The sequence below is a fragment of the Mesorhizobium sp. WSM4935 genome (assembly GCF_029625735.1).
Lineage (GTDB): Bacteria > Pseudomonadota > Alphaproteobacteria > Rhizobiales > Rhizobiaceae > Mesorhizobium.
Map to the genome: position 1 here is coordinate 359,354 of NZ_JARTVR010000002.1, position 14,185 is coordinate 373,538.

At 63.9% G+C, this 14,185-nt stretch carries 15 protein-coding genes and 1 riboswitch; of the genes, 3 read left to right on the top strand and 12 right to left on the bottom strand.

What is annotated here, in order from left to right:
* Window positions 1–8 precede the first annotated feature (8 nt).
* From nuoK to P9273_RS06050, 12 genes are all read right to left on the bottom strand, one after another.
* Window positions 9–317 carry an NADH-quinone oxidoreductase subunit NuoK gene (gene nuoK / locus P9273_RS05995; protein WP_040982022.1) on the bottom strand — a complete coding sequence of 103 codons (309 nt, stop codon included), beginning with the start codon at window positions 315–317 and terminating at the stop codon, window positions 9–11.
* A gap of 1 nt (window position 318) precedes the next feature.
* Window positions 319–939 (bottom strand): NADH-quinone oxidoreductase subunit J, encoded by a 621-nt coding sequence (locus P9273_RS06000; RefSeq protein ID WP_040999135.1) that lies wholly within the window; start codon window positions 937–939, stop codon window positions 319–321.
* A gap of 127 nt (window positions 940–1,066) precedes the next feature.
* A complete protein-coding gene (gene nuoI, locus P9273_RS06005; protein WP_040982026.1) occupies window positions 1,067–1,558 on the bottom strand; it encodes an NADH-quinone oxidoreductase subunit NuoI in 492 nt (163 codons plus the stop codon).
* Window positions 1,558–2,601 carry an NADH-quinone oxidoreductase subunit NuoH gene (gene nuoH / locus P9273_RS06010; protein WP_278048069.1) on the bottom strand — a complete coding sequence of 348 codons (1,044 nt, stop codon included), beginning with the start codon at window positions 2,599–2,601 and terminating at the stop codon, window positions 1,558–1,560. Before nuoH ends, nuoI begins: the two co-directional genes overlap by 1 nt.
* A 2-nt stretch (window positions 2,602–2,603) precedes the next feature.
* Complete coding sequence (gene nuoG, locus P9273_RS06015; RefSeq protein ID WP_278048070.1) at window positions 2,604–4,685, bottom strand: NADH-quinone oxidoreductase subunit NuoG; 2,082 nt, start codon at window positions 4,683–4,685, stop codon at window positions 2,604–2,606.
* 74 nt (window positions 4,686–4,759) lie between these two features.
* Window positions 4,760–5,443, bottom strand: coding sequence for an NADH-ubiquinone dehydrogenase (locus tag P9273_RS06020; protein WP_278048071.1), 684 nt, complete (start codon window positions 5,441–5,443; stop codon window positions 4,760–4,762).
* A gap of 74 nt (window positions 5,444–5,517) precedes the next feature.
* Window positions 5,518–6,822, bottom strand: a complete 1,305-nt coding sequence (gene nuoF / locus P9273_RS06025) for an NADH-quinone oxidoreductase subunit NuoF (protein ID WP_040999127.1) — start codon at window positions 6,820–6,822, stop codon at window positions 5,518–5,520.
* A 10-nt stretch (window positions 6,823–6,832) separates the two neighbouring features.
* Window positions 6,833–8,149 (bottom strand): NADH-quinone oxidoreductase subunit E, encoded by a 1,317-nt coding sequence (locus P9273_RS06030; protein ID WP_278048072.1) that lies wholly within the window; start codon window positions 8,147–8,149, stop codon window positions 6,833–6,835.
* Window positions 8,150–9,340 (bottom strand): NADH-quinone oxidoreductase subunit D, encoded by a 1,191-nt coding sequence (locus tag P9273_RS06035; RefSeq protein WP_278048073.1) that lies wholly within the window; start codon window positions 9,338–9,340, stop codon window positions 8,150–8,152.
* A 9-nt stretch (window positions 9,341–9,349) separates the two neighbouring features.
* Window positions 9,350–9,955, bottom strand: coding sequence for an NADH-quinone oxidoreductase subunit C (locus tag P9273_RS06040; RefSeq protein ID WP_278048074.1), 606 nt, complete (start codon window positions 9,953–9,955; stop codon window positions 9,350–9,352).
* Between the two features lie 4 nt (window positions 9,956–9,959).
* Entirely contained in the window at window positions 9,960–10,541 is a 582-nt protein-coding gene (locus tag P9273_RS06045) for a NuoB/complex I 20 kDa subunit family protein (protein WP_015317338.1), read from the bottom strand.
* A complete protein-coding gene (locus P9273_RS06050) occupies window positions 10,532–10,897 on the bottom strand; it encodes an NADH-quinone oxidoreductase subunit A (RefSeq protein WP_040982049.1) in 366 nt (121 codons plus the stop codon). The genes P9273_RS06045 and P9273_RS06050 overlap by 10 nt, the downstream gene beginning before the upstream one ends.
* Window positions 10,898–11,231: 334 nt before the next feature.
* Here P9273_RS06050 and P9273_RS06055 point away from each other — a divergent pair, with 334 nt between their 5' ends.
* The 3 genes from P9273_RS06055 (at window position 11,232) to cobW (ending at window position 14,168) form a co-directional block, all read left to right on the top strand.
* Window positions 11,232–12,431, top strand: a complete 1,200-nt coding sequence (locus P9273_RS06055; RefSeq protein ID WP_278048075.1) for a winged helix-turn-helix domain-containing protein — start codon at window positions 11,232–11,234, stop codon at window positions 12,429–12,431.
* 29 nt (window positions 12,432–12,460) lie between these two features.
* Window positions 12,461–12,663: riboswitch (cobalamin riboswitch) on the top strand.
* Window positions 12,664–12,703: 40 nt separating this feature from the next.
* Window positions 12,704–13,129, top strand: a complete 426-nt coding sequence (locus P9273_RS06060) for a DUF1636 family protein (RefSeq protein WP_278048076.1) — start codon at window positions 12,704–12,706, stop codon at window positions 13,127–13,129.
* A 1-nt stretch (window position 13,130) separates the two neighbouring features.
* Window positions 13,131–14,168: a cobalamin biosynthesis protein CobW gene (cobW, locus tag P9273_RS06065; RefSeq protein ID WP_278048077.1), complete on the top strand. Its 1,038-nt coding sequence runs from the start codon at window positions 13,131–13,133 to the stop codon at window positions 14,166–14,168.
* Window positions 14,169–14,185: the final 17 nt, after the last annotated feature.

Consider the following 14,185-nt stretch of genomic DNA (forward strand, 5'->3'; position numbering starts at 1 on the left):
GGTTCCCGTCAACCCTTCATCGCGCTCACGTCTTCGACCGCGATCGAGCCGCGGTTGCGGAAGAAGACGACAAGAATGGCAAGACCGATCGCGGCTTCCGCGGCCGCGACCGTCAGCACGAACAGGGCGAACACCTGTCCGACGAGGTCATGCAGCGCCGCCGAGAACGCGACGAAATTGATGTTGACTGCAAGCAGGATGAGCTCGACCGACATGAGGATGACGATGATGTTGCGGCGGTTGAGGAAGATGCCGAACACGCCGAGCGTGAACAGGATCGCCGATACGGTCAGGTAATGTGCAATGCCGACGACCATCTCAGATGCCCTCGCCCGATTTGACCTTGCGGATTTCCATGCCCGTCGCCGGCGTGCGGGCGACCTGCGCGGCGATCGACTGCCGCTTGACGCCCTCCTTGTGGCGCAGTGTCAGCACGATGGCGCCGATCATGGCCACCAGCAGCACCAGGCCGGAAATCTGGAAATAATAGAGGTAGTCCGTATAGAGGATGTCGCCGAGCGCCGCCGTGTTGGAGCGCGTGGCGAGATCCGGCATTGCCTTGGCGACCGTCGAGGCAAGCTGCGGCGCGAATGTGTAGCCGCCGAGCACGACGATCAGCTCCGCCGCCAGGATCAGCCCGACCAGCGCGCCGATCGGCGCGTATTGCAGGGCGCCCTGCTTCATCTCCGCGAAGTCGACATCGAGCATCATGACGACGAACAGGAACAGCACCATCACCGCGCCGACATAGACGACGAGCAGGATCATCGCCAGGAACTCGGCGCCGGTCAGCATGAACAGGCCGGCGGCGTTGAAGAAGGTGAGGATCAGGAAGAGCACCGAATGCACGGGGTTGCGCGATGAAATGACCATGAAGGCCGACGCCACGGCGATAAAGGCGAAGAGGTAGAAAAAGGCCGCCTCTAATCCACTCAGCATGGGGTTCCCCCGGGTTCCTGTCCGAACATTGGGCTCGGCGCCCTCGTTCGATGTTCGCCGCCGCCTCCGGCTGGCAAAGTTGCGTTGTCCTTAAACGAGGCCCCTCGCCCCGTCCATGCGTCAAATGTCAGCGATAGGGCGCATCCAGCGCGATGTTGCGCGCCAGCTCACGCTCCCAGCGATCGCCGTTCGCGAGCAGCTTTTCCTTATTGTAGTAAAGCTCCTCGCGCGTCTCGGTCGCGAATTCGAAATTCGGCCCCTCGACGATAGCGTCGACCGGGCAGGCTTCCTGGCAGAAGCCACAATAGATGCACTTCACCATGTCGATGTCGTAGCGCACGGTGCGGCGCGTGCCGTCATTGCGGCGCGGGCCGGCCTCAATGGTGATGGCCTGCGCCGGGCAGATCGCCTCGCAGAGCTTGCAGGCGATGCAGCGTTCCTCGCCATTCGGATAACGGCGCAACGCGTGCTCGCCGCGGAAGCGCGGGCTGGTCGGCCCCTTCTCATGCGGATAATTGATCGTTTCCTTCGGCGCGAAGAACTGGCGCATCGAAAGGAAGAAGGCGCTGACGAAATCCTTCAGCAGCAGCGATTTTGCGGCCTGGGCCAGAGCGGACATCACGCAAACCCCGTGATCTTGAGGAAGGCCGCGGTGGCGACGACCATGAACAGCGAGATCGGCAGGAACACTTTCCAGCCCAGCCGCATCAGCTGGTCGTAGCGGTAGCGCGGCACAAAAGCCTTCACCATCGAGAACATGAAGAACATCAGGCAGATCTTCAGCACGAACCAGATCACGCCTGGTATCCAGGTGAAGGGCGCGAAATTGAACGGTGGCAGCCAGCCGCCGAGGAACAGGATGGTCGCCAGCGCGCACATCAGGACGACGGCGACATACTCGCCGAGGAAGAAGAGCAGGAACGGCGTCGACGAATACTCGACCATGTGGCCGGCGACGAGTTCCGATTCCGCCTCCACCAGGTCGAAAGGCGGGCGGTTCGTCTCGGCGAGCGCGGAGATGAAGAAGATCACGAACATCGGCAACAGCGAAAGCCAATGCCAGTCGAGAAAGGTGTTGGGCAGGCCGAGCCTGGTGCCGAGGCCGTCCTGCTGCGACATGACGATATCGGAGAGGTTGAGCGAGCCGACGGTGAGCAGCACGGTGACGATGACAAAGCCGATCGAGACTTCGTAGGACACCATCTGCGCGGCCGAGCGCAGCGCGCCGAGGAACGGGTATTTCGAGTTGGACGCCCAGCCGCCCATGATCACGCCATAGACCTCGAGCGAGGAGATGGCGAAGACATAGAGGATGCCGACATTGATGTTGGCGATGGCCCAGCCCTCATTGACCGGAACCACGGCCCAGGCCGAAATTGCCAGCACCGCCGACACCAGCGGCGCCAGAAGGAACACGCCCTTGTTGGCGCCCGACGGGATCACCGGCTCCTTGAAGACGAATTTCAGAAGGTCGGCAAAGGCCTGCAGTGTACCCCACGGGCCGACGACGTTCGGGCCGCGACGCAGTTGCACCGCCGCCCAGATCTTGCGGTCGGCATAGAGCAGGTATGCGACGCCGATCAGCAGCACGACGATCAGCACGACCGACTTCAAGAGGATCAGCAGCGCCGGCAGCACGTAAAGGGAGAAGAAGGTGTCCATGCTTATTCCGCCGCCTGCTTGAAGCCGCTCTTGGCCAGCGCCGAGCATTCGGCCATCACGGCCGACGCCCGCGCGATCGGGTTGGTGAGATAGAAATCCTTCACCGGCGAGGTGAAGGTGCCCTTGTTCAGCCGGCCGCCGAGCTTCGCCGCCTTGGCGACGTGGTCGGCGCTGCCCGCCTGCACCTGGTCGATGCGGGCGAGATGCGGGAACTCGCCATAGAGCTTGGCGCGCAGCTGCGCCAGCGAATCGAAGGGCAGCTTCTTGCCGAGCACATCCGACAGCGCCCGCAGGATCGCCCAGTCCTCGCGCGCCTCGCCCGGAGCAAAGCCGGCGCGGTTGGTCTGCTGCACACGGCCTTCTGTATTGACATAAGTGCCGGACTTCTCGGTGTAGGCCGCTGCCGGGAGGATGACATTGGCGCGGTGCGCGCCGGCATCGCCATGGGTGCCGATATAGACGACGAAGGCGCCGCCGGTCTTGGCCATGTCGATTTCGTCGGCGCCGAGCAGGAAGAGCACATCGGTGTCGCCCAGCATGCCGGCGACGTCCTTGCCGCCCTCGCCCGGCACGAAGCCGACATCGAGGCCGCCGACCCGGGCCGCTGCGTTGTGCAGCACCGCAAAGCCGTTCCATTCGGCCGTGACCGCATTGACGGCGGCCGCGAGCCTTGCCGCCTGGCCGAGCACCGCCGCGCCGTCCGTGCGCGCCAGCGCGCCCTGGCCGACGATGATCAGCGGATGCGTGGCCTTGCTCAGCACCTCGAAGAATTTGCCATTGCCGTCGGCGAGATCCCTGAGCGATTCCGGGCCGGCGCCGATCAGCTCATAATCGTAGCGCGTATCGCCGATCTCGCCGATGACGCCGACCGGCAGATTGCCGACGCGCCAGCGCTTGCGGATGCGGGCGTTGAGCACCGAGGCCTCGAAGCGTGGATTGGCGCCGATGATCAGCACCGCATCCGCCTGCTCGATGCCCTCGATGGTCGGATTGAAGATGTAGCTGGCGCGGCCGAGCGAGGGATCGAGCGCTGCGCCATCCTGGCGGCAGTCGATGTTCTTCGAGCCGAGCGCCGCCATCAAGAGCTTGAGCGCGTAGATCTCCTCGACCGCGGCGAGGTCGCCGGCGATCGCGCCGATCCGCTCCGGGGCCGTCTTCGATATCTGTTCCTTGATCGCTGCGAAGGCTTCGGCCCAGCTTGCCGGGGCGAGCTTGCCGTCCCTGCGTACATAGGGGCGGTCGAGGCGCTGCGTGCGCAGGCCGTCCCAGATGAAGCGGGTCTTGTCGGAGATCCACTCCTCGTTCACCGCCTCGTTGACGCGCGGCAGGATGCGCATCACCTCGCGGCCTCTGGAGTCGACGCGGATCGCGGAGCCGACGGCGTCCATGACGTCGATCGATTCCGTCTTGGTCAGCTCCCATGGCCGTGCCTGGAAGGCGAACGGCTTGGAAGTCAGCGCGCCGACGGGGCACAGATCGATGACATTGCCCTGCAGCTCCGACGTCATCGCCTGCTCTAGATAGGTGGTGATCTCGGCATCCTCGCCGCGGCCGATCAGGCCGAGCTCGGAGATGCCGGCGACCTCGGTGGTGAAGCGGACGCAGCGCGTGCAGTGGATGCAGCGGTTCATCACCGTCTTGACCAGCGGGCCGATATACTTGTCTTCGACCGCGCGCTTGTTTTCGTGGTAGCGCGAGGAATCGACGCCGAAGGCCATCGCCTGGTCCTGCAGGTCGCATTCGCCGCCCTGGTCGCAGATCGGGCAGTCCAGCGGATGGTTGATTAGCAGGAATTCCATCACGCCTTCGCGGGCCTTCTTGACCATCGGCGTGTTGGTGAAGATTTCCGGCGGCTCGCCATTCGGGCCGGGGCGCAGGTCGCGCACGCCCATGGCGCAGGACGCCTGCGGCTTGGGCGGGCCGCCCTTCACCTCGATCAGGCACATGCGGCAATTGCCGGCGATGGACAGCCGCTCATGGAAGCAGAAGCGCGGCACTTCCGCGCCGGCGTCCTCGGCCGCCTGCAGCAGCGTGTAATGGTCGGGTACCGTGATCTCTTTCCCGTCGACCTTTAGCTTTGCCATTCGCCTCAAACCTCTGCGGATATCCCGCAATCCCCCCCCCCCCCCCCCCCCCCCCCCCCCCCCGGCATTTCAATTCACTTCTTCGCGGCGAGCGCCGCGGCCTGAGCAGTCCAGTCGTCGCGACCGATGCGGCCGGCGAGCGACAGATAATCTTCCACCCAGGCGATCTCTTCCGACGTCCAGGCGGCGATCTGGCCGTAGGTCCAGATGCCAAGACCGTTGAGCACCTTCTCCAGCTTCGGCCCGATGCCTGAAATCGCCTTCAGGTCCGACGGCTTCGCCGGCTTGTCGATTGCCTTCGGCTGCCTGAAATCCTCAGGCATCAGCCCGGTCGCAGCCGGTTGGGCAACGAGACCGGATCCGGTCGCGTCGAGCGCCTTCTCGGTCGCGTTCGCCGCGATGTCGGTCACGTCCCTGGCGAAGGTCTGCGCTCTGGCGATCAGCGTCTCGGTCGCCTTGCGCGCCTTGGTGGCGTTGGCGGCCGCTTCGCTCTGCGCATCGAGGTCGTCGAGGAAAGGCTGGAACATGCGCTGCGAGGCCTCCAGCGCGCCGGTGAAGGCGCCCATCCACATGCCGACGGCATGGTTGGCAAGACCGATGCCGAGCGCCGACATAGCCGCGGCGCCCGCGACCGGATGCGCCAGAAGGTTGACGGCGCTGACCATCTCCTTCGGCATCATCTTGGTCAGGTCTTGGTTCATTTTCTCGAGTTGGTCCAAATCAGGCATGAACGGATAGGGTATCGAATACGGCGCCATAGAGAGCTCCTGGTCGTTTCCTCGTATGCCCCGCCCCTGCTTTCAGTCTCGGGCCAAGCCCGTATTTCGAAGTCTTATTCCGCCGCCACCATCACCGGCTCGACCCGGTGCGCGTTGCGCGAAAACTCGTCGATGCGGCGTTCCACCTCGCCACGGAAATGCCGCATCAGGCCCTGGATCGGCCAAGCCGCCGCGTCGCCCAGCGCGCAGATCGTGTGACCCTCGACCTGCTTGGTGACGTCGAGCAACATGTCGATCTCGCGCTTCTGCGCCTCGCCGCGCACCAGCCGCTCCATCACCCGCCACATCCAGCCGGTGCCTTCGCGGCACGGCGTGCACTGGCCGCAGCTCTCATGCTTGTAGAAGTAGGACAGCCTGGCGATCGCCTTCACGATATCCGTCGACTTGTCCATGACGATGACGGCCGCCGTGCCGAGGCCGGATTTGAGGTCGCGCAGCGCGTCGAAATCCATCGGCGCGTCCATGATCTGCTCGGCCGGCACCAACGGCACCGAAGCGCCGCCCGGGATCACCGCCAGAAGATTGTCCCAGCCGCCGCGGATGCCGCCGCAATGCGTTTCGATCAGCTCCCGGAACGGGATCGACATCGCTTCTTCGAAAGTGCACGGATTGTTGACGTGGCCGGACACGCAGAACAGCTTGGTGCCGGCATTGTTCGGGCGGCCGAAGGACGAGAACCAGGCGGCGCCCCGGCGCAGGATGGTCGGCGCCACTGCGATCGATTCGACATTGTTGACCGTGGTCGGGCAGCCATAAAGGCCGACATTGGCCGGGAATGGCGGCTTCAGCCGCGGCTGGCCCTTCTTGCCCTCGAGGCTTTCGAGCAGCGCCGTCTCCTCGCCGCAGATATAGGCGCCTGCGCCGTGATGCATGTAGACGTCGAAGTCGTAGCCGGACGTGTTGTTCTTGCCGATCAGCCTGGCCGCATAAGCCTCGTCGATGGCACGCTGCAGCGCCTCGCGCTCGCGGATGAACTCGCCGCGCACATAGATGTAGGCGGCGACCGCGCCCATGGCGAAGCCGGCAACCAGCGCGCCTTCGACCAGCGTGTGCGGATCGTTGCGCAGGATGTCGCGGTCCTTGCAGGTGCCGGGCTCGGATTCGTCGGCATTGATGACCAGATAGCTCGGGCGCCCGTCGCTCTGCTTGGGCATGAACGACCACTTCAGCCCGGTCGGGAAGCCGGCGCCGCCGCGCCCGCGCAGCCCCGACGCCTTCATCTCGTTGACGATCCAGTCGCGGCCCTTGGCGATCAGGCCGGGCGTATCGTCCCAGATGCCGCGCGACTGCGCGCCGGCCAGCGACTTGTCGAACAGGCCGTAGATGTTGGTGAAGATGCGGTCTTTGTCCTGAAGCATTTTTCGTCCCTCAGACCGGCTTCTTGCCGAAGACGCGGATGTATTCGGCAACGCCGCCCTTGGCGAGCGCCTTGGCCTGCTTCACCCAGTCGTCACGCTCGATGCGGCCGCGGAAATTGAGATAGCCGTCGACCCATTCGCGCTCGGCCTTCTTCCAGCCGGCGACCTGCGCGAAGGTGTAGATGCCAAGCGAGTGCAAAATGCCTTCTATTTTCGGGCCGACGCCGGAGATCAGCTTGAGATCGTCGACGGTAGCCGGGCGTTCGATGCCGGCCGGACGGTTCTTGTCCTCCAGCGAAGGCTTCGCCGTTTTGGCGGCCGGCTGCTTGGTTTCCGGCGCCTTGAAGGCCGCGACCGGTTCGGCTTTCGTCTTCGGCCCGCTGCGCGGCTTGGAAACGGCCTCGACTCCCGGATCGGCCTGGTTGGCGTTGGCGGCCGAATGCCGGGGCGCCCTGACGCTGGCGCCGTTCTCGGTGGCCGGAGCTACCTTGACGGAGGACGGCGTGTTGAGCGCCGGGCTGGTTTCAGCCGCGTGAGTCTTCGGCTTGCTGGATTTTGACGGTGCAACCGGACCCGAGGCGGCCGGAGCAGCGGGTGCCGGGGCTGCGGCAGGCTGTGAGGTTGCAGCAGGAGCAGCAGCCGGCGCCGCGGCGGCATCCTTGGCGGCCTTCGCGGCCGCCTTGGCTTCCTTGTCGCGCGTCGACTTCAGGATCGCCTTTTCATTTGTCAGCGTCTTCAAACCATCGGCCGGCTCGGACCCGTGGCGGCCGTTCTGCGGACCGGGCTTCACCTCGGCGCCCTTGCCCGCGTCATAAAGATCGATGATCTCGGCCAGCCGCTCGGGCGTCAGGTCTTCGAATGTGTCCTTGAAGATCATGACCATCGGCGCGTTGACGCAGGCGCCGAGGCATTCGACCTCCTCCCACGACAGCGTGCCCTTGTCGTTGGTATGGAACTGGTCATGATGGATCTTCGACCGGCACACATCCATCAGCGCTTCCGAGCCGCGCAGCATGCAGGGCGTAGTGCCGCAGACCTGGATATGGGCGCGCGTGCCGACCGGATTGAGCTGGTACTGCGTGTAGAAGGTCGCGACCTCGAGGCCGCGGATGCGCGGCATGCCAAGCATGTCCGAGATCGTCTCGATCGCCGCCTTAGTGACCCAGCCTTCCTGTTCCTGCGCCAGCATCAGCAAGGGGATGATGGCGGACTGCTCGCGCCCCTTCGGATATTTGGCGATCCACTGCTCAGCCGCCGCCGCGTTCTCCTTGTTGAAGGCGAACGAGGCTGGCTGGAGGCTGGCTTCTGCAAGACGGCGGACTGACATTTAGCGATCGACCTCACCAAACACGATGTCGAGGGAGCCAAGCACGGCGGTGACGTCGGCCAGCATGTGGCCGCGGCACAGGAAATCCATGGCTTGCAGATGCGCGAAACCAGGCGCGCGCAGCTTGCAGCGATACGGTTTGTTGGTGCCGTCGGAGACCAGATAGACGCCGAATTCGCCTTTCGGCGCTTCGACGGCCGCGTAGACCTCGCCGGCCGGCACGCGATAGCCCTCGGTATAGAGCTTGAAGTGATGGATCAGCGCTTCCATCGAACGCTTCATCGCCGCGCGCTTCGGCGGCACCACCTTGCCGTCGAGGTTCGACACCGGGCCGGCGCTTTCCTTGCCGAGCAGAAGATCGACGCACTGGCGCATGATCCTGGCCGACTGGCGCATCTCTTCCATCCGCACAAGGTAACGGTCGTAGCAGTCACCGTTCTTGCCGACCGGGATGTCGAAATCCATCTCGGAATAGCATTCATAGGGCTGCGCCTTGCGCAGGTCCCAGGCAGCGCCCGAGCCGCGCACCATCACGCCCGAAAAGCCCCAGGCCCAGGCGTCGACCAGCGACACCGTGCCGATATCGACATTGCGCTGCTTGAAGATGCGGTTGGGCGTGAGCAGGGCGTCGAGATCGTCGATCGACTTCAGGAACGGGTCGATCCACTTGCCGATATCCTCGACCAGCTTCTGCGGCAGGTCCTGGTGCACGCCACCCGGCCGGAAATAGGCCGCATGCATGCGTGAGCCCGAGGCGCGCTCGTAGAACACCATAAGCTTTTCGCGCTCGACGAAGCCCCACAGCGGCGGGGTCAGCGCGCCGACGTCCATCGCCTGCGTCGTCACATTGAGGATGTGCGACATGATGCGGCCCATTTCGGAATAGAGCACGCGGATCAGCTGGCCGCGCTTCGGCACCTCGATGCCGAGCAGCCGCTCGGCCGCGAGCGCGAAGGCATGCTCCTGGTTCATCGGCGCGCAATAGTCGAGCCGGTCGAGATAGGGCACGGCCTGCAGATAGGTCTTGGCCTCGATCAGCTTCTCGGTGCCGCGGTGGAGCAGACCGATATGCGGATCGACGCGGTCGACAACTTCGCCGTCCAGCTCGAGAACCAACCTCAAAACACCGTGCGCGGCAGGGTGTTGAGGCCCAAAGTTAATGTTGAAATTGCGGACGGAGGTCTCAGCCATCGCGGCGCCTCAATTCGTCTTGGCTTTTTCATCCCCGGGCAGGACGTAGTCCGTCCCTTCCCAAGGAGAAAGAAAATCGAAATTGCGGAATTCCTGCTTGAGCTCGACCGGCTCGTAGATCACGCGCTTGGCCTCGTCGTCGTAGCGCACCTCGACGAAGCCGGTAAGCGGGAAATCCTTGCGCAGCGGGTGCCCCTCGAAGCCGTAATCGGTGAGAATGCGGCGCAGATCCGGATGGCCGCTAAACAGCACGCCGTAAAGGTCATACGTCTCGCGCTCATACCAGTCGGCACCCGGATAGACGGCGGTCAGCGACGGCACCAGCGTTTCCTCGTCGGCCTGCAACTTGAGGCGGATGCGCACATTCTGCTTCGGCGACAGAAGGTGGTAGACGACATCGAAGCGCTTGGCGCGCGAGGGGTAGTCAGCGCCGCAAATGTCGATGATCGAGATGAACTGGCAGCGCGGATCGTCGCGCAGGAAGGTCGCCACCTCGATCAGCTTGCCCGGGTCGACGGAGACTGTCAGCTCGCCATAGGCAAGCACGGCTTCGCCAATGCGGCCGGAGAGCTTCTCGCCGAGATAGGTGGAGAGTTCGTTCAACGCCAGGGTCATTGGCTCACCGTTCGATCGTGCCGGTGCGGCGGATCTTCTTCTGCAGAAGGAGAATGCCGTAGAGCAGCGCTTCGGCGCTCGGCGGACAGCCGGGCACATAGATGTCTACGGGCACGACGCGGTCACAGCCGCGCACCACCGAATAAGAATAGTGGTAGTAGCCGCCGCCATTGGCGCAGGATCCCATCGAGATGACGTAGCGCGGCTCCGGCATCTGGTCGTAGACCTTGCGCAGCGCCGGCGCCATCTTGTTGGTCAGCGTGCCGGCGACGATCATGATGTCGGACTGGCGCGGAGACGCGCGCGGCGCGACGCCGAACCGCTCCGAGTCATAGCGCGGCATCGAGGTGTGGATCATCTCGACCGCACAGCAGGCGAGGCCGAAGGTCATGAACATCAGCGAGCCGCTGCGCGCCCAGGTGATCAGCGCTTCGGTCGAGGTGACAAGGAAACCCTTGTCGGCGAGCTCATTGTTGATTTCGAGGAAGAAGGGATCGTCCTCCCCCACCGGCCTGCCGGTATTGGGATCGATGATGCCCTTGGGCTTCGGCGCGACGAGGGTGCCTGAACTGTCGTTCAATCCCATTCCAGCGCTCCTTTTTTCCATTCATAGGCAAAGCCGATGGTTAGCACCGCCAGAAACACCATCATCGACCAGAAGCCGAGCATACCGAGCTTCGAGAAGGACACCGCCCACGGGAACAGGAAGGCGACCTCGAGATCGAAGATGATGAACAGGATCGACACCAGATAGAATCGAATGTCGAATTTCATGCGGGCGTCGTCGAACGAGTTGAACCCGCATTCATAGGCGGAAAGCTTTTCCGGATCGGGATTGCGGTAGGCCACCAGGAAGGGTGCGACGATAAGCGCCAGACCGACGATCATCGCCACGGCGATGAACAGCACGATAGGCAGGTACGAACTCAGGAGTGCGCTCATGCGGCGGCTTTCCTTCGGCGGGGGTAGCTCATGTTGATTACAGCAACGAACTCTAATGCGGAAGCGTGACAGATTAACCGCTGAACCGTTTTAACGGGCCCATGCTGCAACGCGGCGAGGGTTAGCGCAGCGGTTTCGGTGACGCAAGTCAAACCTTGTTCAAATCGCGGCCCTGGACGCCTTATCGGAAGAAACTGGTCCGATCCGCTCCTGTTTGATTTCCTTCACTTTTTACTCCACTTTTCTCTCCTGACACATCTGCCGCCATTTGCCTGCTAGCATCGCCGGAATCATCGGCTAAAAAACCAACGGACGATCGGGGCAAGGATACCTGATGAAGGAGAAAATCTCGCTCGCCATGGCGAGGCGCATTGCGCTCGGCGCACAAGGGTTCAACGACCCTCGCCCCGCAGGAGTTCCGGATCGCCGGCACCTTGCGCGTGTGCTTTCGCGGACCGGCCTGTTGCAGATCGATTCCGTGAGCGCGGTGGTCCGCGCGCATTATATGCCGCTCTATTCGCGCCTCGGCCCCTACCCGCTTACACTGCTCGACAATGCCGCTGTCACCCGCAAGCGCTCCGTCTTTGAATATTGGGCGCATGAGGCGTCGTTCTTGCCTGTCGAGACCTATCCTTTGATGCGCTGGCGCATGCAGCGCGCCGAGCAGGGTGACGAGATGTATCTAGGCCTGGCCAAATGGGGCCGTCAGCGCGAGGCGATGATCGACGAGATATATCGAGAGGTCGTCGATCGCGGTCCGATCGCCGCTTCCGACATCGAGGGCCATAAGGGCAATGGCGGCTGGTGGGGCTGGAGCGAGGCCAAGCACGCTTTCGAATGGCTGTTCTGGGCCGGACGCATCACCACCGCCTACCGGCGCGGCTTCGAACGCTATTACGACCTGCCCGAGCGCGTTTTGCCGCAGGCGGTGCTCGACCTCCCCGTACCGTCGGTCGAGGACGCGCATCGCGAATTGCTGCGCATTTCCGCCCGTGCCCACGGCGTCGCCACCTATGGCGACCTGCGCGACTATTTTCGTCTCGCGCCGGGCGACACGAAGGACCGCATCGAGGAACTGGTCGAAACCGGCGAATTGCTGCCGGTGAAGGTCGAAGGCTGGGACAAGCCTGCCTATCTCCACAAGGACGCCCGTGTTCCGCGCCGGATAGAGGCGCGGGCCCTACTCGCCCCGTTCGATCCCGTGGTTTTCGAACGCACGCGCACCGAAAAGCTGTTCGGCTTCCGCTACCGCATCGAGATCTACACGCCGGCCGAAAAGCGCCAATACGGCTATTACGTGCTGCCCTTCCTGCTTGGCGACCGGATTGTCGCCCGTGTCGATCTGAGGGCTGATCGGCCGGCGAGCGTCCTGCGCGTCAATGCCGCCTATGCCGAAGCAGGCGCGCCGCCCGAAACCGCCGCCCAGCTTTTCGATGAACTGAAGCAGATGCAGGCCTGGCTCGGCCTCGAGGCGATCGAAGTGACGCCCGCCGGCGACCTCGGACCGGCGCTGGCCGACATCGCAGTGTCGTAGCCGCGCGTTGACAGGCGCCTAGCCGTAAGCCTAAATCCGCCGCAGACGGTCTTCTCCCGGCAAAGGGAGGAGCCAAGAGGGAATGCGGTGCGGGTCAAAACCCAAATCCGCGGCTGTCCCCGCAACTGTAAGCGACGAGCCTTGGCCGAAAACCACTGGGATGTTCCCGGGAAGGCGGCATCTGAGGCCACGACCCGCGAGCCAGGAGACCTGCCGTCTGAGACTTTAAGTATCCGAATGCCCGGCGGGTTTTCCGGGCAAGGAGCCTGGTTTTGGATCGCAACGGCAGTTTCCCGGCAAACAGTGCGGACATTTCGTTCGAGCCCGACGCAGTGGCCGGCGTGACCGTCATCGTCTGCTCCTCTTGCCGTGACGAGACCGGCTCGGACGCGCATCCGCGCGCCGGCGCGCTGCTGGCCGAGGGCACGCGCCGGGCGGCTTCCGGCGAAAAGATCAACATCCGCACCGTCGAATGCCTTGGCAACTGCAAGCGCCGGCTAAGCGCAGCGCTGCTGCGCGACGGCTGCTGGAGTTACGTCTTCGGCGATCTGGAGACGACCAGCGGCGCCGATCTCGTCGCCGGCGCAAAGCTCTTCGCTACCTCGACCGACGGCCTGATCCCCTGGCGCGGCCGACCCGATTCCCTCAAGCGCGGCCTGGTTGCCCGCATCCCTCCCCTCGACCTGCTCAAGGACTGACATGAACGCTTCCGTTTCCCGTGTTCCCTGCACCGTCGTCACCGGCTTTCTCGGCGCCGGCAAGACGACGCTGATCCGCAACTTGCTCGAAAACGCCAGGGGCAAGCGGCTGGCGATCATCGTCAACGAGTTCGGCGATGTCGGCATCGACGGCGAGATCCTTAAAGGTTGCGGCGTCGATGCCTGTCCGGAGGAAAACATCGTCGAGCTCGCTAATGGCTGCATCTGCTGCACCGTCGCCGACGACTTCGTCCCTGCCCTTGACCAAATCCTGTCGCGCACGCCGAAGGTCGACCACATCCTGATCGAGACCTCCGGCCTCGCTCTGCCGAAGCCGCTGGTGCAGGCCTTCCAGTGGCCGACGGTAAAGAGCCGCGTCACCGTCGACGGCGTCGTAGCCGTGGTCGACGGCCCGGCATTGGCCGACGGCCGCGTCGTCTCCGACATGGACGCGCTGCAGGCGCAGCGCGCAGCCGACGATTCCCTCGACCATGACGACCCGGTGGAAGAAGTGTTCGAGGACCAGATCGCCTGCGCCGACCTGATCATCTTATCGAAGAGCGATTTGATGGATGCGGCAGGCTCCGAGCGCGCCAATGCCGTCATCGGCGAGCATGTGGCGCGCGCCGTCAAGGTGGTGCCGACCGCGCAGGGCAAGGTCGATCCGTCGGTGCTGCTCGGTCTTGGCCTTGCGGTGGAGGACGACATCGAAAACCGCAAGACCCATCACGACGACGAGCTCGACCATGAGCACGACGATTTCGATTCCTTCGTCATCGACATCCCGTCGGTCGCCAACCCCGATGAACTGGCCAAGCGCGTCGCCCTTGCCGCCGAGCAGGAGAACGTGCTGCGTGTCAAAGGCTTCGTCGAGGTCGGCGGCAAGCCGATGCGGCTTTTGCTGCAAGCGGTCGGCCCGCGCGTCAACCACTATTACGACCGCGCCTGGACAGCCGAGGACGATCGCCGCTCGCGGCTGGTCGTCATCGGCCTCAAGGGGCTGAACCGCCCGGCGATCGAGCGTATTCTCGCGGGCTGATACCAACACGAAAAAGC

Excerpts from the sequence above, each read along its gene's own strand:
- nuoK (WP_040982022.1), bottom strand. The coding sequence starts at position 317 with ATGGTCGTCGGCATTGCACATTACCTGACCGTATCGGCGATCCTGTTC.
- P9273_RS06000 (WP_040999135.1), bottom strand. The coding sequence starts at position 939 with ATGCTGAGTGGATTAGAGGCGGCCTTTTTCTACCTCTTCGCCTTTATC.
- nuoI (WP_040982026.1), bottom strand. The coding sequence starts at position 1,558 with ATGTCCGCTCTGGCCCAGGCCGCAAAATCGCTGCTGCTGAAGGATTTC.
- nuoH (WP_278048069.1), bottom strand. The coding sequence starts at position 2,601 with ATGGACACCTTCTTCTCCCTTTACGTGCTGCCGGCGCTGCTGATCCTC.
- nuoG (WP_278048070.1), bottom strand. The coding sequence starts at position 4,685 with ATGGCAAAGCTAAAGGTCGACGGGAAAGAGATCACGGTACCCGACCAT.
- P9273_RS06020 (WP_278048071.1), bottom strand. The coding sequence starts at position 5,443 with ATGGCGCCGTATTCGATACCCTATCCGTTCATGCCTGATTTGGACCAA.
- nuoF (WP_040999127.1), bottom strand. The coding sequence starts at position 6,822 with ATGCTTCAGGACAAAGACCGCATCTTCACCAACATCTACGGCCTGTTC.
- P9273_RS06030 (WP_278048072.1), bottom strand. The coding sequence starts at position 8,149 with ATGTCAGTCCGCCGTCTTGCAGAAGCCAGCCTCCAGCCAGCCTCGTTC.
- P9273_RS06035 (WP_278048073.1), bottom strand. The coding sequence starts at position 9,340 with ATGGCTGAGACCTCCGTCCGCAATTTCAACATTAACTTTGGGCCTCAA.
- P9273_RS06040 (WP_278048074.1), bottom strand. The coding sequence starts at position 9,955 with ATGACCCTGGCGTTGAACGAACTCTCCACCTATCTCGGCGAGAAGCTC.
- P9273_RS06045 (WP_015317338.1), bottom strand. The coding sequence starts at position 10,541 with ATGGGATTGAACGACAGTTCAGGCACCCTCGTCGCGCCGAAGCCCAAG.
- P9273_RS06050 (WP_040982049.1), bottom strand. The coding sequence starts at position 10,897 with ATGAGCGCACTCCTGAGTTCGTACCTGCCTATCGTGCTGTTCATCGCC.
- P9273_RS06055 (WP_278048075.1), top strand. The coding sequence starts at position 11,232 with ATGAAGGAGAAAATCTCGCTCGCCATGGCGAGGCGCATTGCGCTCGGC.
- cobW (WP_278048077.1), top strand. The coding sequence starts at position 13,131 with ATGAACGCTTCCGTTTCCCGTGTTCCCTGCACCGTCGTCACCGGCTTT.